The organism is Gilliamella sp. B3892 (assembly GCF_026536305.1).
Classification (GTDB): domain Bacteria; phylum Pseudomonadota; class Gammaproteobacteria; order Enterobacterales; family Orbaceae; genus Gilliamella.
Genome location: NZ_JAFNOK010000005.1, coordinates 1 through 22,849, shown reverse-complemented (window position 1 = coordinate 22,849; position 22,849 = coordinate 1). Strand labels below are relative to the sequence as shown.

Below are 22,849 nucleotides of genomic sequence, written 5' to 3'. Positions count from 1 at the left end.
TGTACTCCTGTTTTTTTTATTGCAGATAAGCTAATTTCAACGTAGCGTTTAAGTACGTGCAATTGACTCTAACACGATAGTTTTATCTATGCCGTCAATCACTTCCACATGACCAATTTTAGTTGGAATAACCAATCTAAGTTTGCCAGACAAGACTTTTTTGTCACGAAGCATATGCGGAATATAGGACTCAATTGACATTTGCGCCGGTTTAGTAATCGGTAACTTCGCTTTAATCAGTAAATTTTTGATGCGATCAATATCCGTTACAGAAAGCTTACCCAATAGGGCAGCAGTCTGAGCTGCCATAACCATTCCCACACTAACTGCTTCACCATGTAACCAGTTACCGTAGCCAAGTTCAGCTTCAATTGCATGACCATAAGTATGGCCAAGGTTTAAAATTGCTCGCATATCTTGTTCAGTTTCATCAGCGGCGACAACTTGCGCTTTAAGTTCACAGCAACGATAAATACAGTAGCTTAATGCATTAACATCTAAATTTAATAGATCATCAATATGCTGCTCTAACCAGCTAAAAAACGCACTATCTAAAATAATGCCATATTTGATCACTTCAGCTAAACCGGCTGACAGTTCACGCTGAGGTAAGGTTTTTAAGCAATTAAGATCAATGACAACAGATTGCGGTTGATAAAATGCCCCAATCATATTTTTTCCCAACGGATGATTAATAGCCGTTTTACCGCCAACAGAGGAGTCAACCTGTGAAAGTAACGTTGTTGGAACTTGAATAAACTTGATACCACGTTGATAAGCAGAGGCTGCAAATCCCGCTACATCGCCAATCACACCGCCACCGAGCGCAATAAGTGTGCTACTACGGGTATGATTATTAGCTAATAAGGCAGTTAGCATGGTATTCCATGTTTCCATGGTTTTATATTTTTCACCGTCAGGAACAATTACAGAATCTGTTTTAATGCCGTTTTTTTCCAACATTTCAGTTAACGTAGCTAAATACAATGGGGCGATAGTTTCATTGGTTGCAATAAGAACTCGTTGACCTGCTTTGAGTTTAAATGGTTGAAACTGGGACAGGAGGTTTTCACCGATAGTAATAGGATAACTGCGGTTTTCGAGGGCAACATTTAAGATCTTTTGCATGATGATTTCCGGACAATTCAAAGTCGATATATTGTTGCATGTTAGCGATAAAAATGTGGCAGCGCAACATAGAATCATTTAAAATTAATGCCAATTTTTAAAAGCGATGTTGAATATTATATGTCTTTATCTATTGTTTTAGCGCAAAAAAACTGGCGTGTTGGCGATATTGAAACAAATACCCAACAAATTATTGAGCTGATGCGCAACCATACCGCTGATGATCTTATTGTGTTTTCTGAGCTGGCAATTTGTGGTTACCCGCCGGAAGATTTAATTTATCGTGTTGATTTCAAAGATCGTTGTCAAAAAGCGTTAGACTCTATTTTGCAAGCAAGTAAGCAGTGCGCAGTTATTGTGGGTCACCCACATTGGCAAAACGGACATATTTATAATGCTCTTTCATTATTTTCAAATGGCAAACAATTGGCTTGTTACCATAAGCAGTGTTTACCAAATTATGATGTATTTGATGAAAAACGATACTTTACCGCAGGTAATCAAAGTTGTGTTGTCGATTTTAAAGGAAAAAAACTGGGATTATTGATCTGTGAAGATCTTTGGCAAGATGAACCGATTGATCAGCTAAGTTCAGCACAAGTGGATATTATCATTACCGTTAACGCTTCCCCTTATGATATTGAGAAGCCAAGATATCGGCATGAACTGGTTAAGCACCATGCAATAAGAACACAATTACCGATTGTTTATGTCAATCAAGTCGGTGGTCAAGATGAGCTGGTATTTGACGGTGACTCTTTTGTTTGTAATGAGCATGGCGATATCGTTTGCCAATTAAAATCTTTTGAAGAGCAAGTCGCTCGTTTTCAATTAGGGCAAGCTTATAAAGCAATTGATAGCCAAGAAGATAATGTGCTTGCGTCTGTTTATGATGCGCTTGTACTGGCAACGCGAGATTATATCACCAAAAATGGTTTTAACGGTGCTGTCTTAGGGCTATCAGGTGGTATTGATTCAGCTTTAACACTAGCTATTGCTGTTGATGCATTAGGTAAAGATAAAGTTCAAGCGGTGATGATGCCGTTTCGTTATACCGCTGATATCAGCGTTGCTGATGCTAAAGAAGAAGCCGAAATTTTAGGCGTTGAATTTGATATTATATCGATCGAACCAATGTTTGATGCATTTATGTCATCTTTAAGCCCAATGTTTGCAGGTACCCGAAAAGATACAACAGAAGAAAATTTACAAGCACGTTGTCGGGGTGTTATTTTAATGGCGCTTTCGAATAAGCGTGGTCGATTAGTACTAACAACCGGTAATAAAAGTGAAATGTCGGTCGGATATGCAACACTTTATGGCGATATGGCTGGTGGTTTTGATGTACTTAAAGACGTGCCAAAAACAATGGTTTTTGCGTTATCAAAATATCGTAATTCACGTTCTTATGTAATTCCACAAAGAGTGATCACCCGTCCACCTTCAGCAGAGCTTGCACCTGATCAAAAAGATGAGGACAGCTTACCGCCATATGATATTTTAGACGGTATCTTAAAAGGTTATGTAGAGCAGGATCTTTCCGTTGAACAACTTATTGAGCAAGGTTATGATGAATCAACAATAAGACGTGTCATTAAATTGGTGGATATTAATGAGTATAAACGGCGCCAGTCAGCGGTAGGACCAAAAATTACAGCACGCAACTTTGGTAAAGGCAGACGATATCCAATTACATCTGCTTTTGGATTTAAGAACTGGTAATCTCGAATTAAGGGCAAAAACTATGAAAAAAATTGAAGCTATCATCAAACCATTTAAACTCGATGACATTCGAGAAGCACTAGCCGATCAAGGTATTACCGGTATGACAGTCACAGAAGTTAAAGGTTTTGGTCGCCAAAAAGGGCATACCGAGCTTTATCGTGGTGCAGAGTATATGGTCGATTTTTTACCTAAAGTTAAAATTGAACTTATTGTACCTGATGATATTTTAGAAATGTGCATTGAAACAATTATGAAAACGGCTCAAACAGGCAAGATCGGTGACGGTAAAATCTTTGTTTACAACGTGGAGCAAGTGATACGAATTCGTACCGGGGAAATGGATGAATCCGCTATTTAACTTAGTAGCGAATATCCGGTCTTTCCTGTTTAAGTAACTCTTGGGTTACGACCCCTTGAATAGAACAGATTAGAAGGCGCATATTATCACCTTTCTCAAGTAACAGTAGTTTTTCAGTGGTATTCGGTGCTGGAATGGTTTTAACACCAACAACGGCGCCAGTGTTTTTACGCCAAACTTGAATATCATCGTTGATGTTGCGAATCATTGGATTAGCAATATAGAGCAAATTATCTTCCATATTTTTCCAATTGAGAAAATTTAAAGCATCTTTAATCTGATCGATATCATTATCAATAATAAATCCCCAAAAATAGTATTTACCCATTTTATCCAGATTCATTGCGCTATCATAATAACCGATAATCTTAAGATTTTTATATAAAATTGGGGTTTTAAAGTAAATATAGTTTTTGGTTGTATCGGCGCGATTTTCAACAGGAATATAAGCTTGATTTTGATTAAAAACTTCAATATTGGTATGCGCTTTCAATTCATCTTTCGATGCATAAACATCCTTAAAAAACTCAGGCGAGCAAAGCGCTAGTGACTCTATTAACGGTACTTTATCGGCTGAAGCGATAAATGAACAAAACACAAAAAATAAAGTAATAAGGTTTTTGATCATATTGATTATATCTGACAAAAAAGCACCATTAAACGAATAAGTACTGATTGTATTATTATTTAAGCAGAATAACAATGTAAAAGCAGCTTTTCTTTTTAAAGATTTATTAAGAACAGTCTACTTAATAAACAACCAAATATCATAAATGAATTTAGCCCCACAAAAATTCAATTTATCAAGCACAAATATTTTTTATATTCATTTATGGAAGGAAGATCCCATAATGATGAATTTATCAAAAAAATAGTTTGTGGATTAGAAATTTTAAGATAGTTTAAATTGAGTAGTAACTTATGTAAGTTATTTGTTTTATTAAGTTTAAATGGAAGTAAATTATGAGTTCTATATTTGCAAATGAAATCTTAAAACAATTTTCTTGTCTTGAAGATGTGTCGATTAAAACGTTTTTTGGTGGGTTTAGCATTAACAGCAAGCAGATCATGTTTGGTTGGATTGATAAACAAAATTTTTATTTAAGAGGGCACGCTTTTTATCGCTCAATTTTTATTGAATTGGGCATGCAACCTTTAAATTTACCTGCAGGGATTGCAACTAAGCAGCTTGACTATTATAAAGTTAGCGATGATTTGTTGAAAGATCATCAAAAATTACTTCCCATTGTAAAAATGGTAATTGAATATGCTGAACTTGATCTGCATGAAAAAAAAGAACAAAAACAGAAGCGTATTAAATCACTACCGAATATTACTTTTTCATTGGAAAAATTGTTGTACAGTGTTGGGATTACAGATTTAGAAAAATTTATCGAAATCGGATATTTAGAAGCTTTTTACCGAATAAAGAATAAAAAACCAGATATTTCAAGCAATCTGTTATTTACGTTATATGGTTCGCTAAATGGTCGGCATGTTGCATCGTTATCTGAAACATTAATCAAAGAAATTGAAAAAGATTACCAATCTTTTTTAGAAAAAAAAGAGTAGGTATTAATAGCTTATAATTAATTGTTGATTAAGATAATACCATCACAGGCATAAGCACCTTAGTGATGGTATTTAATTGTTTTAGCTAACGTTGCAACTATTTTATGAGGTTCATCTTTTTATGACGTTCTTCTTCGTGTTGTTCTTTTAAATGTTTTAGGTACAGGTAAATTGGTTAGCAACGCATTAGGATCATATTGGCTTACCGGAATGGCATGATCGATAGCTTTTTCAATTGCAGGTAAATTCTGTGAATAACGTTCACAAGCCAATGAAATAGAATAGCCTTCAGCACCCGCTCGACCGGTGCGGCCAATCCGATGTCGATAATCATCACAATCATCAGGCAGATCATAGTTAAATACATGTGTTACATTTGGAATGTGTAATCCACGTGCAGCAACATCAGTTGCCACTAAAATATCTAAATCACCGCGAGTGAACTGCTCAAGAATCGATAGCCGTTTTTTTTGTGCGATATCACCGGTTAGTAATCCAACACGGTGACCGTCAGCGACTAAATGGCGCCAAATCTTTTCGCAAGCAACTTTGGTATTAGCAAATACAATACAACGATCAGGCCACTCTTCCTCAATAAGGGTCTGTAGCAAAGCCAGTTTATCTTCGTTAGAAGGAAAAAACAGCTCTTCTTTAATACGGTGGCCAATTTTTTGTTCGGGTTCAACTTCTACATATTGTGGATTGTTCATATGCTCAAAGGCAAGTTCACGCACGTTGTGGGTTAAGGTTGCTGAAAAGAGCATTGTTAAGCGCTTTTGTGGTGGTGTCATGTGTCTGAAAATCCAACGAACGTCACGAATGAATCCTAAATCAAACATCCGATCTGCTTCATCTAACACCACAACTTGAATCGATTCCAGATTGATGTAATTTTGCTTAGCATAATCGATTAATCGTCCGGTAGTGGCTATCAAAATATCCACACCTGCTGATAGCATTTTTAATTGTTTATCATAACCATCGCCACCATAAGCAAGACCTAATTTTAAACCGGTTTCCTCAGATAATATTTGCGCATCATTGTAAATTTGTACAACTAATTCACGGGTAGGCGCAATAATAACTGCTCGAGGTTGATTAATACTATGATCAGCAAGCGGTTGGTGATTCAATAAGTGACTAAAGGTTGAGGCTAAAAAAGCGATAGTTTTGCCTGTTCCTGTTTGCCCTTGTCCTGCAATATCAATACCTTTTGTAGTAAAAGGTAACGTTTGTTCTTGAATAGGCGTACAATAAGTAAAACCCTTTTTTTCAAGTGCTTTGATAACTAAAGGATGTAAAGGAAACTGACTAAAAGTCGTTTTTGTAAGATATGATTGAATCATTGTGGTTGTCAAAGATAATTATCAGAATTTTTCGATTATAACATATTAACAGCTAGTGCATCACTAATAATTATGTCCTATTAAAATAATTACTAGCACAGAGCGGTAAAATGTCCTAACATTAAAACCATAAAATTTATATTATTGGAGATTACGACTATGAGTCATAATATCGTTGCACTTTCAGAAAGTATTTTTGATAAAACTATCAACGAATCAACAAAACCTGTTTTAGTGGATTTTTGGGCTGAGTGGTGTGGACCATGTAAAATGATTGCCCCAATTTTGGAAGAAGTTGCATCAGAATATAGTGATAAGATTGTTATTGCCAAATTAAACGTCGAAGAAAACCCAAATATTGCGCCTAAATTTGGCATTCGTGGAATACCAACTTTATTAATTTTTAAAAACGGTAAAGTGGTCGCAACACAAGTAGGTGCAGTATCTAAAGCTCAGCTAAAAAGCTTTATTGATGCCCAACTTTAGTTTCTTATTCTATCCACCATTACAATAAAATAAGCGTAATTATTGTTACGCTTATTTTGTTTTTCTACACTATTTCGCTTAAAAATGGGCAAAATCTATAATTTAATATAGACATGCCCGTTTTTTTAGTGTACATTGCTAGCTTCTTACAAGAACCCCTTTCAGCAATCCTTTGTTTTTCTTGGTAAAGTGGTGAAAATTCTATAAACCTATACACATAATTATCATCAAAAGTTTAACAATAGATTAAGTTTGTGAATTGTTAGAAAGAGAATTTTTTATAAGTAAATGAAAGAAATATACAAATTTAGCAGTAATTGCAAACATATCAATTTTATCCTCAAGAATTTTTAAAATTATGAATTTAACTGAATTAAAAAACACTTCTGTCTCTGAGCTTGTAGCGCTTGGGGAAAAAACAATGGGGCTTGAAAACCTTGCCCGCCTTAGAAAACAAGACATTATCTTTGCAATCTTAAAACAACATGCCAAAAGTGGAGAAGATATCTTTGGTGATGGTGTGCTGGAAATTTTGCAAGATGGATTTGGCTTTTTACGCTCGGCCGATAGTTCTTATTTAGCAGGTCCGGACGATATCTATGTTTCTCCTAGCCAAATTCGACGGTTTAATTTAAGAACGGGTGATACCATCGCCGGTAAAATTAGACCACCGAAAGAAGGTGAGCGTTATTTTGCTTTATTAAAAGTTAATGAAGTAAATCATGATAAACCTGAAGACGCCCGCAATAAAATTCTTTTTGAAAACTTAACTCCACTTCACCCCAACTCTCGATTACGCATGGAACGCGGAAATGGCTCAACTGAGGATATTACAGCCAGAGTTCTTGATTTAGCATCGCCTATCGGTAAAGGTCAACGTGGTTTGATTGTGGCCCCACCTAAAGCGGGTAAAACAATGTTGCTACAAAATATTGCACAAAGTTTAGCGGTCAATCATCCTGAATGTGAATTAGTTGTTTTAATGATTGATGAACGCCCGGAAGAAGTGACCGAAATGCAACGATTAGTGAAAGGTGAAGTTGTTGCATCAACATTTGATGAGCCAGCGGCTCGCCATGTTCAAGTCGCTGAAATGGTAATTGAACGAGCAAAACGTCTTGTCGAACATAAGAAAGATGTCATTATTTTATTAGATTCAATTACTCGTTTGGCACGTGCATACAACACTGTTATTCCTTCATCTGGTAAGGTATTAACGGGTGGTGTAGATGCAAATGCTTTACATCGTCCTAAACGCTTTTTTGGTGCTGCTCGTAATGTCGAAGAGGGCGGAAGCTTAACCATTATTGCTACTGCACTGATTGATACCGGCTCTAAAATGGATGAAGTTATTTACGAAGAGTTTAAAGGTACGGGTAATATGGAAGTCCATTTATCGCGTAAAATTGCTGAGCGCCGTGTATTCCCTGCTATTGACTTTAACCGTTCCGGTACGCGTAAAGAAGATTTAATGACCTCACCTGATGAACTACAAAAAATGTGGATCTTACGCAAAATACTTAACCCAATGGGTGAGATTGACGCAATGGAATTTTTAATCGATAAACTTGCCATGACTAAAACCAATGACGAGTTTTTTGAAATGATGAAGCGTTCATGATTTGCGCAGTCAGTACAAAATATTATTAAAGTAATGAAAAATAGCCGTGTTATATACTGATACGGCTTTTTTTGTGGCAAAATATAGCGTAATTTATAATTTATAGAACTTTTTAAATTAAAGATGTTGTAAAAACAACCTTATTAACAGGGTTATTTGAGATTAAATTAAGGAGCCAAATCATGTCTAAACAACAAATCGGTGTTATTGGAATGGCCGTTATGGGGCGAAATCTAGCGCTGAATATTGAAAGTCGCGGATTTTCTGTCTCGATTTATAATCGTTCAAAAGATAAAACAGAACAAGTCATGGCTGAACATTCTGATAAGCACTTGGTTCCTTATTTTACCATTGAAGATTTTGTTAACTCTTTAGAAAAGCCTCGCCGAATCTTAATTATGGTACAAGCTGGTAAAGGTACTGATGCTGTTATCAATGAATTAAGACCACTATTAGATAAAGGTGATATTATTATCGATGGCGGTAATGCCTATTTTGAAGATACCATTCGCCGCAATAAGATGCTTTCTGATGAAGGGTTTAACTTTATTGGTGCAGGTGTCTCTGGTGGTGAAGAAGGTGCATTAAAAGGACCATCTATCATGCCAGGCGGTCAAAAAGAGGCATACGAATTAGTTGCCCCAATTTTAGAGAAAATTGCCGCAACGGTAAATGGTGAGCCATGTGTAACTTATATTGGTCCCGATGGTGCCGGTCATTATGTCAAAATGGCACATAATGGAATTGAATATGGTGATATGCAGCTGATTGCTGAAAGCTATTGGGTATTAAAACATGTCGTCGGTTTGACTAATGATGAACTTGCTGATGTCTTTGCGGATTGGAATAAAGGTGAATTAGATAGCTATCTGACAGAAATTACCGCTGATATCTTCAGATTTAAAGATGAAAATGGTGATTATTTAATTGATAAAATCTTAGATGCCGCCGGGAATAAAGGTACCGGTAAATGGACAAGCCAAAGCGCTTTAGATCTTGGTGAACCTTTATCATTGATAACTGAGTCGGTTTTTGCACGTTATATTTCAGCCATTAAACAGCAACGTGTTGCGGCATCGAATATTTTGAAAGGTCCAAAACAGGTTGCTTTTACGGGTGATAAACAAGCGTTAATAGAGAAAGTGCGTAAAGCGCTATATATGGGTAAAATCATCTCTTATGCGCAAGGCTTTTCACAGTTAAAAGCGGCTTCACAGCACTATAATTGGCAACTTAATTATGGCGAGATAGCTAAAATTTTTAGAGCCGGATGTATTATACGTGCTCAGTTTTTACAAAAAATTACCGATGCATATACGGCTGATAATCACATCGATAATTTACTGCTTGCCCCTTATTTTTGCCAAACAGTTGAAGCTTATCAACAATCGTTACGGGATGTTGTGTCTTTAGCTGTTCAACAAGGGATCCCGGTACCAACATTATCTTCAGCTATAGCTTATTACGATAGCTATCGTTCAGCTGTGCTACCCGCTAATTTGATTCAAGCTCAGCGGGATTATTTTGGTGCACATACTTATAAACGAATCGACAAAGAAGGTGTTTTCCATACTGATTGGTTAAACATTGAGTCATAAATAGTGTTGTTTTGTTATTGAACTTTTCAAATTGAGTGCAATGAAAATTGCACTCTAATTCAGTTATCTTTTCTTGATTAATCTGTTTTATGCCGTTTCTTTTTTCGCTATGAAAAAAAATACTGGCGGCGATTAGCTTTAGCGTTGTCAAGCAAATTTATTTATTAAAAAATCTAGAAAAGCACAATATATGGTGTATAATTCATTTATATCCACTATATATAGTGTTGTTTAAGCGATGTGAAAATCCTGGTCTTTATCAAGTAAAACCAAATATTCTGACAAAAAATAAATTGTTCTTAATAATTACAATGAATATTTATGTTGATACCAAGCCTATGCCAAGCGCTAATTATTAATGAATGTTGAGGGGAGTATATATGCCTGTTGTAATCAAACGAGATGGCTGTCAAACTGCGTTTAATGAGACTCGAATTAAAGATGCTATTGTCAGAGCTGCTGTTGCAGCTAACGTTCAAGATCCTGATTATTGTGCAGCTGTCGCTCGAGTTGTTACCAATCAAATGGCAGAACGAGACAGTGTTGATATTAATGAAATTCAAAATGCTGTTGAAAATCAGTTGATGTCAGGTCCTTATAAAAAACTAGCCAGAACTTATATTGAATATCGTCATGATCGTGATCGTGCTCGTGAAGAGCGCAGTCGTTTAAATCAAGATATTCGAGGGTTGATTGAACAAAGTAACGTCGCTATTTTAAATGAAAACGCTAATAAAGACAGCAAAGTGATCCCAACTCAGCGTGATTTACTCGCTGGAATTGTTGCAAGGCACTATGCTAAACAATATTTATTACCGAAAGACATTTCTCATGCTCATGATTGCGGTGAAATTCACTATCATGATTTAGATTATGCGCCTTTTTTCCCCATGTTCAACTGTATGTTAATCGATTTAGATGGCATGTTAACAAATGGTTTTAAAATGGGAAATGCCGAAATCGAACCACCAAAATCGATTGCGACAGCCACAGCAGTAACCGCACAAATAATTGCGCAAGTTGCAAGCCATATTTATGGTGGCACAACCATTAATCGTATTGATGAGATTTTGGCAAAATTTGTCACAATCAGTTATCAAAAACATAAAAAAATTGCTGAACAATGGGATATTCCAAATCCGGAAGCTTATGCTGAAAGTCGTACCGAAAAAGAGTGTTATGATGCTTTCCAATCTTTAGAGTATGAAGTCAACACGTTACATACTGCTAATGGTCAAACGCCATTTGTGACGTTTGGTTTTGGTTTGGGAACAAGCTGGGAATCACGCTTGATTCAAGAATCTATTTTAAAAGTCCGTATTCAAGGTTTAGGTAAAAATCATAAAACTGCCGTATTCCCAAAATTGGTTTTTGCGATTAAAGATGGCATAAATCATAAACAAGGTGATGTAAATTATGACATCAAACAACTTGCTTTAGAGTGTGCAAGTAAGCGTATGTATCCGGATATTTTGAATTACGATAAAGTTGTCGAAGTCACCGGTTCATTTAAAACGCCAATGGGATGCCGAAGCTTTTTAGGCGTCTATGAACAAGACGGCGAGCAAATTCATGATGGGCGAAATAATCTGGGCGTAATTAGCTTAAATTTACCACGTATCGCTATTGAAGCTAAAGGTGATGAAACGCGTTTTTGGGAAATATTAGATAAACGTCTTGCACTTTGCAAAAAAGCACTTATGACGCGTATCGCTCGTCTTGATGGTGTTAAAGCCCGTGTTGCACCTATTTTATATATGGAAGGGGCATGTGGCGTAAGGCTAAAAGAGGATGACAGCGTTTCTGAAATCTTCAAAAATGGTCGTGCATCAATTTCATTAGGATATATCGGGCTTCATGAAACCTTAAATGCACTTTATGGCAACCAAACACATCCGTTTGATAATGACACATTACGAGCTAAAGGTGTGGCAATTGTTGAACATCTGCGTAAAGCTGTCGAACAATGGAAAGCCGAAACCGGATATGGTTTTAGTTTATATAGTACGCCGAGTGAAAATCTATGCGATCGCTTTTGTCGGTTAGATACGGCTGAATTTGGTGTCATACCGGGCGTGACGGATAAAGGTTACTATACAAATAGTTTTCATCTTGATGTTGAGAAAAAGGTCAATCCATACGAGAAGATCGAGTTTGAAAAACCTTATCCACCCGTTGCCAGCGGTGGCTTTATTTGCTACGGCGAATACCCAAATATGATCAATAATGTTAAAGCATTAGAAGATGTATGGGATTATAGTTATACTCGTGTTCCATATTATGGTACTAATACTCCGATTGATGAGTGTTATGAATGCGGCTTTACGGGTGAATTTTCATGTACCAGCAAAGGATTTGTTTGTCCTAGTTGTGGCAATCATGATTCATCAAAGGTCTCTGTGACCCGTCGTGTTTGTGGTTATTTAGGTAGTCCTGATGCTCGTCCGTTTAATGCTGGCAAGCAAGAAGAAGTGAAGCGACGAGTAAAACACTTAAATAATGGTCAAATTGGCTAATTATTCATGAAAAACTTATGAATTATCATCGTTACTATCCAGTCGATGTGGTTAATGGCGAAGGGACTCGCTGTGTACTTTTTGTAGCAGGCTGTGTACATCAGTGTCCCGGCTGCTATAACAAAAGTACTTGGGGATTAAACTCTGGTTCGCCATTTACACAATCACTTGAAGATCAAATTATTAAAGATTTACAAGACACCGAAATTAAACGTCAAGGGTTATCCCTCTCCGGCGGTGATCCGTTGCATCCGCAAAATGTCCCGGCAATATTAAAATTGGTTAAACGGGTAAAATCTGAGTGTGAGAATAAAGATATCTGGTTATGGACAGGGTATAAACTTGACGAATTAACCGCTGAACAACAAGCGGTTATTCCTTATATTGATGTACTTATCGATGGCAAGTTTGTGCAAGAACTTGCCGATCCAAGGCTATTATGGCGAGGAAGTAGCAATCAAGTCATCTACCGTTTTAAAGATCCATCCTAAAATTATTGTTGTGATTTGTGTAGATTTAACAGGTAAGAAATCGCTTCACGATAATTGATTTCTAAATTTTCACTGCTGGATGAGCTGATGTGTAAATCGGTGATCTTGCCATTATCAATACCATAAACCCAGCCATGTAAGTTGATTTTCTTTCCTCGTTGCCAAGCCGATTGGATAATGGTTGAATGGCCAAGGTTATAGACTTGCTCAATAACATTTAGTTCACACAAAATATCCATACGGATATTAGCCGGAAATTCACCAATTAACGAACTGTAACGAAACCATAAATCACGAATATGCAATAACCAATTATTGATCAAGCCTAAATCCGGATTTTCAACCGCCGCACGAATACCACCACAGCCTAAATGACCACATACAATAATGTCTTCTATTTCAAGCACATCAACCGCATATTGTACGACTGATAAACAATTTAAGTCGGTGTGAATGACTAAATTACCGACATTACGATGAACGAATAATTCGCCGGGCTTTAATTTGATCAGCTTTTCAGCAGGGACTCGGCTATCAGAACAACCAATCCATAAAAACTTAGGATTTTGAGCAATTGCAAGCTGTTTAAAAAAATCCGGATCTTCTAATTCTATTTTTTCTGACCATTCGTGATTAAAACGAATCAGATCGTTTACATCAAACATACTCATTATTTCCTTTTATTTCATTACTATTTGACAGAGTTAACTGCTAACACGTACTAATTACTTTATTGTATTTATGTGTTGGATTTTGCTTGCCATGATTAATTTACGCCATAATGGTGTGGTTAAAAATTTGGCCTTAATGATTTTGCTATACAGTTTGATGCGTAGTGGCATGGTTTTTTGATAATAACGTTTATTCGGTTTGGGGTGCCGATCATTGAATATTTTGCTTAAAATTTCAGCGCTATCAAGCGCGTAGCTAATTCCTTCTAACGAACTGGCACTGATAAATCCTGCGGCTTCGCCGATTAGAAATATGTTTTCATTACCGGTATAAAAATCACGGAATCGATTTGGGTAAACGACTAAACATTTTTCGGTTTTTAATGGCTCACCAAAAACAAATCCTTGCTGAGTTAATTTCTCTTTTAATAACTCAAAATGTTCATTGGCTTCTTTTTTGGCAAAGGCACCACCAAAAATAAAGTATCCGTCTTTAGAAATGCTCCAGGCATAGCAATTAGTGGTCGCATTATCAAAAATACATGAATAAAAAGGATGCGGATTTTTTTCAGCAAACCATTGTTGAATGGCAACATATTGCCTTATAGAATGATTTGGATAACGCATTCTTCGGACAACTGAATTAGCACCATCAGCCCCGACAACATATTGTGCGGTGATGTTATGTTCTACTTTATTTTCGTCTTGATAAGTAACTTGATAGCCATCAATGACTCTTCTCACTTCTTTACATAATGTATTATGTAGAACCGTGACATTTTCCGGGATGAGAGATTTCAACCAAAGATCAAATTTGTGCCTATCAAAGCTGACATAACTGCGTTGATAATTACGCACAAGTTTTGATTGTAAATCAAATGTTTTGACACTGAAGATTTGAGGATCGGTCAAAATACTTTTTGGTAAATTTAAATTTTGTCTGACAAAAGCTTTTTGTGCATCATCGGCCAATAATCCACCGCATGGCTTATGAAACCCTTCATCACCAGTTTGATGTTTTTTATCTAATGCAATAACTTTGAAAGATGAGCTAAGTAGACGCGCTAGTGTACTGCCGGCTGGTCCAAGACCAATAATTGCAATATCGTAATCCATGCTTTTATTTCGTTAGTTTTGAGCTTTTGAATGGCGCTTATATTAACACAATTTATTGCAAAATGTGTTTATTCGTACAATGATTGATGAGATTCGTTATTTTTGTCAAGAACTTTCAGAAATACCCTACGTTTCAGTATAAAAAACAAATATTAAATGTGCTTTTTCAATCAAAGCGTTAATTGGCAACCGTTTTTAAAAATGCTTCATTTAATGTTTCAAATGGTAATTTACGACTAATCACCACTAAGCGAGACACTTTTTGCGCTGGATCTTGCCATGGTGAGCCATAGTCAAATCCAACCACTTTATGTACACCTTGAACAATCAAACGTTGTTCATTATCTTTAATTGCCAATACCCCTTTGTAACGTAACATGTCATTTCCGTACTGCTCGACTAAACTTTCCATAAAACTGCCAATCTTTTTAAGATCAAGTTCTCCGGCTTCAAACAGATAAGAACAGATATTATCATTCCAAGCGTTAGACGGTTTGGCATAGGGGATAGATTTGAAATTAACTTCTTGATTTTTTGAAGGGTTGATGACAAAAAAGCCTTGATTAATATTAAGCTCATCGTTCAAATCAAAGGCATGAATGTCTAGCCATTGTGATTTCGGGATTTCCCCCTTAATGGCTTGAAAAATTTGTGCTTTATTATTAATTTTATTGATTCTATTTAATACTTGAGATTTTTGCTCATCATCAATGCAATCTGTTTTTGTGATAATTATGCGATCGGCAAACCCAATTTGTGATTGCGCAACACGGTGCTCATCTAACTGTTGAGTAATATGTTGGGCATCAACGAGAGTAATAATTGCATCAAGTTCAATGGTTTGACGGATTAAATCATCAATAAAAAACGTTTGAATAATCGGTGCGGGATCGGCAAGACCTGTAGTTTCAATAATAAGCCGATCAAATTGCAGCTCTCCGCTGGCTCGTTGAGCATGTAATTGATGTAGTGCTTCGGTAAGTTCACCCTGCACGGTACAACAAATACAACCATTCGTCATTTCGACAATTTGAATATCTGTGCTGGTAGTTAATAATTCACTATCAAGGTTGACCGGACCAAATTCGTTTTCAATGATGATTATTTTCTCATCATGATGATGTTTCAACAGATAATTGATCAGCGTTGTTTTACCGGAACCGAGAAAACCAGTTAATAAAGTGACGGGCAGTAAAGAAGAAGGGAGCTGGTCTGTCATTACTTATCTCTCAACGGTTAACAGCATTTAAAACCACCTTTACCGCCGTAACGTGCATCTTGCCGCTCTTTGAAAAACTCTTCATAAGTCATTGGGGTCTGATCGGGATGCGTCAACTTCATATGTTGCACATAGGTATCATAATCGGGAATGCCCACCATGAGTTTAGCTGCTTGACCGAGGTATTTTCCTGCTTTGGCAATTGAATCAAACATAGATTTTCTCTTACTCAGTAAAGTTTTATTGCATAATATTATAAATGATAACTTTTTAGTTTCTTATAAACTAGCAAAATTATTCAACTAAAGACATTTCACTATAAAATGTCAATTAATTAGAGTCAATCATTGATTAACAGTAACCATGGTTAAATACGTTATTTTATATCATTTATATTTGTTGTAACTTATTTAAAGCCTAAAGATAACAATATTTAATAAAATGCATTTATCTATCTTAAAATAACTTTTATAATACCGACAATTTTTTACAATAACGAGTTAATAATGGAAAAGTTTCACGTAATCGGCCCAACATCTTTAAATGGCGAAGTTGTTATTTCTGGTGCTAAAAATGCGGCACTACCTATCTTATTTGCTGCAATTTTGGCGCAAGATCCTGTTGAGTTACAAAATGTTCCTAAATTAAAAGATATTGATACGACTTTAGCTTTATTAAGTCAATTAGGGGTGAAGTGTGAACGTAATGGCTCCATTAAACTTGATGCAAGCCAACTTAATAACTATTGCGCACCTTACGATTTAGTTAAAACAATGCGTGCATCGATATGGGCTTTAGGACCATTAGTTGCTCGTTTTGGTCAAGGACAGGTTTCATTACCCGGTGGCTGTGCGATAGGTGCAAGACCCGTTGATTTACACATTACCGGCTTACAGCAACTCGGGGCAACCATAACCCTTGATGAAGGCTATGTTAAAGCATCAGTGGATGGTCGATTAAAAGGCGCACATATTGTAATGGATAAAGTCAGTGTTGGTGCGACTGTGACAATTATGTCAGCAGCTACATTAGCAGAAGGTAAAACCATTATTGAAAATGCTGCTTGTGAACCTGAAATTGTGGATACAGCTAAATTTTTAAATACTCTAGGCGCGAAAATAACAGGTGCCGGTACTGTTCGTATTGAGATTGAAGGGGTTGAACGTTTAGGTGGCGGAGTGCATGAAATTGTTTCTGATCGTATCGAAACCGGCACTTTTTTAGTTGCAGCAGCTATATCAAAAGGTAAAATTACTTGTCGTAACACCGACCCTAGTTTACTTGACGCCGTATTATCAAAACTAAAAGAAGCCGGTGCAGATATCCAAACCGGTGATGATTGGATCTGTTTAGATATGCAAGGTAAACAACCTCAAGCGGTTAATATCCATACCGCACCACATCCGGGCTTTCCAACTGATATGCAAGCACAATTCTCTTTACTTAATATGGTTGCACAAGGTACCGGTATTATTAAAGAGACCATTTTTGAAAATCGATTTATGCATGTACCTGAACTTATTCGTATGGGTGCAAGAGCTGAAATCGAAGGTAATACCTTAATCACTCATGGCGTTGAAAAACTTAGTGGCGCTCAAGTTATGGCAACTGATTTACGTGCGTCAGCTAGTTTGGTGTTAGCCGGTTGTATTGCCGATGGCTTAACTATTGTTGATCGTATCTATCATATCGATCGTGGTTATGACAATATAGAAGACAAATTAAGAAAGTTAGGGGCCAAAATTGAAAGATGCTAATAATTTTGCGCTGTCAAATTTGTGTTAAATCATTAGGGTTAAAAGGAGTGTAATGATGACTAAAAAAGCATTAATCTTTTTATCAGAAGGCTGTGAAGAAACAGAAGCAGTGACTGTTATTGACCTTTTAACCCGTGCTGGCATTGAAGTGACCGATGCCAGTATCTCCCAAACACGTGAAGTTAAATGTTCACGAGGCGTAACAATTTTAGCGCAAAAAACATTTAACGAAGTTAAAGACCTTAATTTTGATATTGTGATTTTACCGGGCGGCTTAAAAGGCGCTGAAAATTTCAGAGATTGCCCGGCGCTAATTGAAAAATTAAAACAGACGCATCAAGCCGGTAACATTATCGCTGCGATTTGCGCATCACCAGCAATGGTGTTCCAATATCATAATTTACTTCCTGATGCATACATGACCGGTTATCCGACGACTAAAGATGCATTTAAACATTGGAAATCTGATAGGGCTTATTTTGATGTAAAACACAAAGTGATCACCAGTCAAGGCCCGGCAACGTCAATTGATTTTGCATTAAAAATCATTGATGCTTTATTAGGGGCTGATAAAGCGGCGGAAGTTGCAAAGCAACTTGTTTTACCGCTTGGCATCGATAACTATCAATAGCCATTACATGCAATCTTCAGCATTGTATGAAAAGTTAGTTAAAAGAGCGACATTAAGTGCTGTTTTAATTTCTACTTTTCTGATAATCATTAAATTAATTACCTGTTGGCTAACTGGGTCGATGAGCTTATTTGCGTCATTGTTAGATTCCGGTATCGACCTATTAGCGTCTGGTCTTAATTTCTTTTTGGTTCGTTATGCATTAAAACCTGCTGATGACGACCATACCTTTGGTCATGGTAAAGCTGAATCGCTAGCGGCTTTAGCGCAAGGTACCTTTATTATCGGCTCTGCAACGGTGTTATTGCTATCAAGTATCAAATCAATGATCTATCCAACCAGTATTCAAACGCCGTTACTAGGTATTTTGGTATCAACTATTTCTACTGTTTTTACTGCAACATTAATTTTATATCAAAGACATGTCATTAAAGTCACAAAAAGTAAAGCCATACAAGCGGATATGTTGCATTACTCTTCTGATTTGTTTATGAATATTGCTGTTGTTATTGCTTTATGTTTAAGTTGGTACGGGGTTGCTTATGCCGATGCTGGCTTTGCATTTTTTATATCGCTCTATATTTTTTATAATGCTTGTAAAATTGCTTACAATGCCATTCAAGATCTACTTGATCGTGCATTACCTGATAGTGATAACACTAGAATCGCTGAAATTGTTGCGATGTATTCAGATGTGCATGGTTTCCATGATCTCAAAACCAGACAAGCCGGCCCGGTTAAATTTATTCAGTTGCATATTGAACTGGATGATAATTTACCGTTAATTAAAGCGCATGCTATTGCTGATGCTATCGAAAAAAGCATCTCAAAAGAGTTCTCTCCGGCAAAAGTTATTATTCATCAAGATCCTCTCTCGGTTGTACCTACTGAAAAAAATCAGTAGAAAAATCATTCAAAATAGCTTTTATCTTCTATTGTTAGATATCTGTTAAGACTCTATAATAGCCAAAAGTCAATAATTTGGAGTTATTTTGTATGATAAAAAAAATAGGTATTTTAACCAGTGGTGGTGATGCACCGGGGATGAATGCAGCTATTCGTGGTGTAGTAAGAACTGCACTAACAGAAGGTCTGGATGTTTTTGGTATTTATGACGGTTATTTAGGTCTTTGTGAAAATCGAATCACACAGTTAGACCGTTCGAGTGTATCGGATATTATTACTCGAGGTGGTACTTTTTTAGGTTCTGCAAGATTTCCGGAGTTCAAAGATAAAGAAGTTAGGCAAAAAGCTATTGCTAACTTAAAACAACATCAAATCGATGCATTAGTCGTTATTGGTGGTGACGGCTCTTATATGGGAGCAATGCGATTAACGGAAGAAGGTTTTCCATGTATTGGTCTACCAGGCACAATAGATAATGATATTCGTGGGACTGATTACACAATCGGTTATTTCACTGCACTAAGCACTGCCGTTGAAGCAATTGATAGATTACGTGATACTTGTTCTTCGCATCACCGTATTTCGGTTATCGAAATTATGGGACGTGATTGTGGTGATTTAACCTTAAATGCAGCGGTTGCTGGCGGCTGTGAATTTATGATTATTCCTGAAGTTTCTTATACTAAAGAAGACTTAATTGAAGAGATCAAATTAGGATTTGCAAAAGGGAAAAAACATGCCATCGTCACTGTTACAGAACATATGTGCGATGTGAATAAGCTAGCTGCTGATATTGAAGCTGCGGTTCATCATGAAACAAGGGCAACAGTATTAGGCCATGTACAACGTGGTGGCTCACCAGTGCCTTACGATCGTATTTTAGGTTCTCGTATGGGTGCTTTTGCGGTAGAATTATTACAGCAAGGACACGCTGGGCGCTGTGTCGGTGTACAAAATGGCAAATTAGTACATCACGATATTATCGAAGCGATCAACACCATGAAACGACCATTTGATATGGATTTATATAATACAGCAAAACGCTTATTTTAATATTGATTGATTTTAAATTGCTCAAGCAATGTTAATCAAAGTAATATAACTAACAATTAGGTGAAATTTTGAAGTTTATAGCGCTAAAGTTATTATCGGCAAAAATTCACCTTTTAGATTTAAACTTCGTTTCTGCAAATTTTTCGTTTATATTAAAGTAGTCTTTACCTTTCTTAATCATCTGTGAGCTTAGCAGTCGCTCGATAAATCTTAAAAACGGCCAATGAGGAAAGAACTTATGTCACTACATTATTTAGAAGATAAAAATCGGTTTTATGTTTGTGATGAAAATGATAATCAAGTTGGTGAAATGACCTTTACTCGTATTGGGCAAAATAAAGCAACGATTAATCATACTTATATAGAGCCGTCTTATCGTGGGCAAGGCATTGCTGATAAATTATTAGATCGGGTGGTTGATAAATTACAGCAAGAACAACGGGAAATTATTCCTATCTGTTCATTTGCAGCTAAAAAGTTAGCAAAATAGCGAAGCGAAAATATTTATTATAATGTAAGGATTTAAAGTCTATTTTTGTCAAGATTTATTTTGTTTTTTTATTTTTGTAAAAGCTAGTTTTCTCTGTAAGAATATGTGTTAATGTATTGCAAATTAAATCTGTTAACTATCCGTATTTGAAAATGACATCAGTAAAAGCTCAGAAAATTCATTCTATCCATGTATTACGTGGTTTAGCAATTATTATGATTGTATTTAGCCACAGCTTAGGGGTATTTAAAAATAGTGGTTTAATTGCTAATAGTTATCTGTTTTCTTTTTTGAATTTATTTGCATTTAACTTTACTACTTTTTTTGTTTTAATCGCCGGTTTTTTATTTCAACATCTCACTTATAAATTTGATACTAAAACCTACTATTTATCCAAATTTAAGACCGTTGTTTGTCCTTATATATCCGTATCGATATTCTGCTTCTTCTTTTTCAATTATCAATATTTATCCGGTTTACCATTTTATTCATCAACAGAAACAAGCATGGTTAGTGCCATAGTTAAAATGATGTTAACTGGTACTGCGCTTTTACCTTTATGGTTTATGCCGATGATAATTATTATCTATTTAATGGGGCCACTACTTTATTCTTGGTCTAAAAAAAGTTTGATTATAGCCGGTTTAATTTGCATGTTTTGGGTTGTGATGTTTACTAAACCTGACTTTACTAAGCCATTATTGAATCTCTTACATTATGGACCAGTTTATTTAACCGGTATGATGATTAAGCAGAATTATGAAAAGATCATGAAAGCGGTTAAAGATAACTTAATTTTGGTTATGTTCTTTTTCTGCCTGTGTCTGTTTATACCCTATGCTTATCGTTATGTTAGTTATTTTGGCGTAGAAAACCTTTATTATGATACGCTACAAAAAATTGTCTTATTTATCTTAGCACTCTATTTTTTAGATAGTATTAATCATAAAACAAATGAAGGGAAAGTTTATAAATTCTTCTCTTATATGGCTAACATCAGTTTTCCTGTCTACTTTATACATGAAATTGTCATATTATTGTTAGAGCGACAAGTTATCGCCTCACCATTTGGCGACATCATTAAAACTGGTAATGGTGAGCTAGCTGCCTTAGGAGCAATAAGCTTTTTAATCTCAACACTATTAATAAGTGTGCTAATTGCTAATCTAATAAAATTTATTTTCAAAGATAAAGCCAAATTTCTCATTGGTGGTAGTCGATAGGATTCATTGATCCACATTCAAATCAACTACGATTAAAGAATAATTATTAGTTGACCGAAAAAGCCAGTGCATTCAAGTCGAAGCACTGGTTTTTTGTTTCCTCACTCTTTGTTATTGATCAGCAGCAAAATAGATTGAAAGATCAAATCTTATGATAAAAATGAATTGTTACTGCGTATGATTTGATCTCAAGCAATTTACTTTATTGATATTGTAAGTAGAGGGGCTTGATATTTATACAATTGAACCTATATAGACAATCCAAGACGGTAAAATATCATCGCATAACATGGCGCTTAGCCTTGAAATGGTGTGCAGCTTGATAGATATTCTCACTGTTTTATATGGCGCCTTAGTTTTATTCTGGTCATTTAGATAAATAATTTTGCGATAATGCTTGCCATATGAGTTTATCAACAATTTTTCTGCTAATAATCTGTTTTTTCGTAATGTTCCTATTTATATTTGTAGAAAATCAAATCTGCCAAAAGCATTGATCTGAACAAATATAAGACAAACGAAAAAAAATGCCAATTTTTTGCTTGCTAAAAAAAATGAAGTGCCTATAATGCGCATCCACTGACACGGCGTCAGCGAAAGCAGACGGGAAAAGTGATTAGTGAGCAAGATCAAATTTTTTAAAAAAAGATCTTGACGAATAAAAAGGTGTAGCGTAGTATACGCAGCCCTTGAGACAGCAAACTGAAGCAAGCAATTGTGAAGTTAAATTGAAGCTGTCAGCTCTTTAAAAATAAGAAACAGACAATCTGTGTGGGCACTTGCGAGACGAAAAATTAAAAGTCTACGGACTGAAAAAATTAAGTCTTGATAAGTGACACTGAAGATTCATTTGAATAATGTCAGAGACAGTTATTGAGCATCAAACTTTAAATTGAAGAGTTTGATCATGGCTCAGATTGAACGCTGGCGGCAGGCTTAACA

At 36.0% G+C, this 22,849-nt stretch carries 21 protein-coding genes; 14 read left to right on the top strand and 7 right to left on the bottom strand.

The features are described 5' to 3' along the window. Window positions 1-48: 48 nt before the first annotated feature. Window positions 49-1,128, bottom strand: a complete 1,080-nt coding sequence (aroB, locus tag J3U74_RS06545) for a 3-dehydroquinate synthase (protein ID WP_267329480.1) — start codon at window positions 1,126-1,128, stop codon at window positions 49-51. A gap of 120 nt (window positions 1,129-1,248) precedes the next feature. Here aroB and J3U74_RS06540 point away from each other — a divergent pair, with 120 nt between their 5' ends. After that, window positions 1,249-2,850: an NAD+ synthase gene (locus J3U74_RS06540; protein WP_267329481.1), complete on the top strand. Its 1,602-nt coding sequence runs from the start codon at window positions 1,249-1,251 to the stop codon at window positions 2,848-2,850. Window positions 2,851-2,872: 22 nt separating this feature from the next. Next, entirely contained in the window at window positions 2,873-3,211 is a 339-nt protein-coding gene (gene glnB / locus J3U74_RS06535) for a nitrogen regulatory protein P-II (RefSeq protein WP_065586186.1), read from the top strand. A 1-nt stretch (window position 3,212) separates the two neighbouring features. On the opposite strand, the gene J3U74_RS06530 is transcribed toward glnB, so the two are convergent. Further along, the gene (locus tag J3U74_RS06530) at window positions 3,213-3,857 is read right to left on the bottom strand and encodes a hypothetical protein (protein WP_267329482.1); all 645 of its coding nucleotides are present in this window, start codon (window positions 3,855-3,857) and stop codon (window positions 3,213-3,215) included. A 317-nt stretch (window positions 3,858-4,174) separates the two neighbouring features. On the opposite strand from J3U74_RS06530, the gene J3U74_RS06525 reads away from it, so the two are divergent. Then, window positions 4,175-4,783, top strand: a complete 609-nt coding sequence (locus J3U74_RS06525; RefSeq protein ID WP_220218733.1) for a TfoX/Sxy family protein — start codon at window positions 4,175-4,177, stop codon at window positions 4,781-4,783. A gap of 119 nt (window positions 4,784-4,902) precedes the next feature. Here the strand turns inward: J3U74_RS06525 and rhlB are convergent, their stop codons facing one another. Next, window positions 4,903-6,129, bottom strand: coding sequence for an ATP-dependent RNA helicase RhlB (rhlB, locus tag J3U74_RS06520; protein WP_220218734.1), 1,227 nt, complete (start codon window positions 6,127-6,129; stop codon window positions 4,903-4,905). 159 nt (window positions 6,130-6,288) lie between these two features. Between rhlB and trxA the strand changes: the two genes are divergently transcribed. The 5 genes from trxA (at window position 6,289) to nrdG (ending at window position 12,841) form a co-directional block, all read left to right on the top strand. Further along, window positions 6,289-6,615: a thioredoxin TrxA gene (gene trxA / locus J3U74_RS06515; protein WP_220218735.1), complete on the top strand. Its 327-nt coding sequence runs from the start codon at window positions 6,289-6,291 to the stop codon at window positions 6,613-6,615. Window positions 6,616-6,973: 358 nt separating this feature from the next. After that, window positions 6,974-8,236 (top strand): transcription termination factor Rho, encoded by a 1,263-nt coding sequence (gene rho / locus J3U74_RS06510; protein ID WP_220218736.1) that lies wholly within the window; start codon window positions 6,974-6,976, stop codon window positions 8,234-8,236. A 182-nt stretch (window positions 8,237-8,418) separates the two neighbouring features. Next, window positions 8,419-9,834: an NADP-dependent phosphogluconate dehydrogenase gene (gene gndA, locus J3U74_RS06505; RefSeq protein WP_267329483.1), complete on the top strand. Its 1,416-nt coding sequence runs from the start codon at window positions 8,419-8,421 to the stop codon at window positions 9,832-9,834. A gap of 380 nt (window positions 9,835-10,214) precedes the next feature. After that, window positions 10,215-12,350 carry an anaerobic ribonucleoside-triphosphate reductase gene (gene nrdD, locus J3U74_RS06500; protein WP_220218738.1) on the top strand — a complete coding sequence of 712 codons (2,136 nt, stop codon included), beginning with the start codon at window positions 10,215-10,217 and terminating at the stop codon, window positions 12,348-12,350. Between the two features lie 17 nt (window positions 12,351-12,367). Continuing rightward, window positions 12,368-12,841: an anaerobic ribonucleoside-triphosphate reductase-activating protein gene (nrdG, locus tag J3U74_RS06495; protein WP_267329484.1), complete on the top strand. Its 474-nt coding sequence runs from the start codon at window positions 12,368-12,370 to the stop codon at window positions 12,839-12,841. A gap of 2 nt (window positions 12,842-12,843) precedes the next feature. Here the strand turns inward: nrdG and can are convergent, their stop codons facing one another. The 4 genes from can to J3U74_RS06475 form a co-directional block, all read right to left on the bottom strand. Further along, the gene (can, locus tag J3U74_RS06490; RefSeq protein ID WP_220218740.1) at window positions 12,844-13,506 is read right to left on the bottom strand and encodes a carbonate dehydratase; all 663 of its coding nucleotides are present in this window, start codon (window positions 13,504-13,506) and stop codon (window positions 12,844-12,846) included. A 60-nt stretch (window positions 13,507-13,566) separates the two neighbouring features. After that, window positions 13,567-14,628, bottom strand: coding sequence for an FAD-binding protein (locus tag J3U74_RS06485; RefSeq protein WP_220218741.1), 1,062 nt, complete (start codon window positions 14,626-14,628; stop codon window positions 13,567-13,569). Window positions 14,629-14,806: 178 nt separating this feature from the next. Then, window positions 14,807-15,847 (bottom strand): CobW family GTP-binding protein, encoded by a 1,041-nt coding sequence (locus J3U74_RS06480; protein WP_267329485.1) that lies wholly within the window; start codon window positions 15,845-15,847, stop codon window positions 14,807-14,809. A gap of 17 nt (window positions 15,848-15,864) precedes the next feature. Further along, window positions 15,865-16,062: a YbdD/YjiX family protein gene (locus tag J3U74_RS06475; protein ID WP_220218743.1), complete on the bottom strand. Its 198-nt coding sequence runs from the start codon at window positions 16,060-16,062 to the stop codon at window positions 15,865-15,867. A gap of 291 nt (window positions 16,063-16,353) precedes the next feature. Here J3U74_RS06475 and murA point away from each other — a divergent pair, with 291 nt between their 5' ends. From murA to J3U74_RS06445, 6 genes are all read left to right on the top strand, one after another. Next, on the top strand, window positions 16,354-17,604 hold the full coding sequence (murA, locus tag J3U74_RS06470; protein WP_267329486.1) for a UDP-N-acetylglucosamine 1-carboxyvinyltransferase: 1,251 nt from the start codon (window positions 16,354-16,356) through the stop codon (window positions 17,602-17,604). 55 nt (window positions 17,605-17,659) lie between these two features. Continuing rightward, window positions 17,660-18,235, top strand: coding sequence for a DJ-1 family glyoxalase III (locus J3U74_RS06465; protein ID WP_267337965.1), 576 nt, complete (start codon window positions 17,660-17,662; stop codon window positions 18,233-18,235). Between the two features lie 7 nt (window positions 18,236-18,242). Further along, the gene (locus J3U74_RS06460; protein WP_267329488.1) at window positions 18,243-19,139 is read left to right on the top strand and encodes a cation diffusion facilitator family transporter; all 897 of its coding nucleotides are present in this window, start codon (window positions 18,243-18,245) and stop codon (window positions 19,137-19,139) included. 92 nt (window positions 19,140-19,231) lie between these two features. Next, on the top strand, window positions 19,232-20,194 hold the full coding sequence (gene pfkA, locus J3U74_RS06455; RefSeq protein ID WP_220218747.1) for a 6-phosphofructokinase: 963 nt from the start codon (window positions 19,232-19,234) through the stop codon (window positions 20,192-20,194). Between the two features lie 238 nt (window positions 20,195-20,432). Further along, entirely contained in the window at window positions 20,433-20,684 is a 252-nt protein-coding gene (locus J3U74_RS06450) for a GNAT family N-acetyltransferase (RefSeq protein WP_267329489.1), read from the top strand. 152 nt (window positions 20,685-20,836) lie between these two features. Next, window positions 20,837-21,907 carry an acyltransferase gene (locus tag J3U74_RS06445; RefSeq protein WP_267329490.1) on the top strand — a complete coding sequence of 357 codons (1,071 nt, stop codon included), beginning with the start codon at window positions 20,837-20,839 and terminating at the stop codon, window positions 21,905-21,907. Window positions 21,908-22,849: the final 942 nt, after the last annotated feature.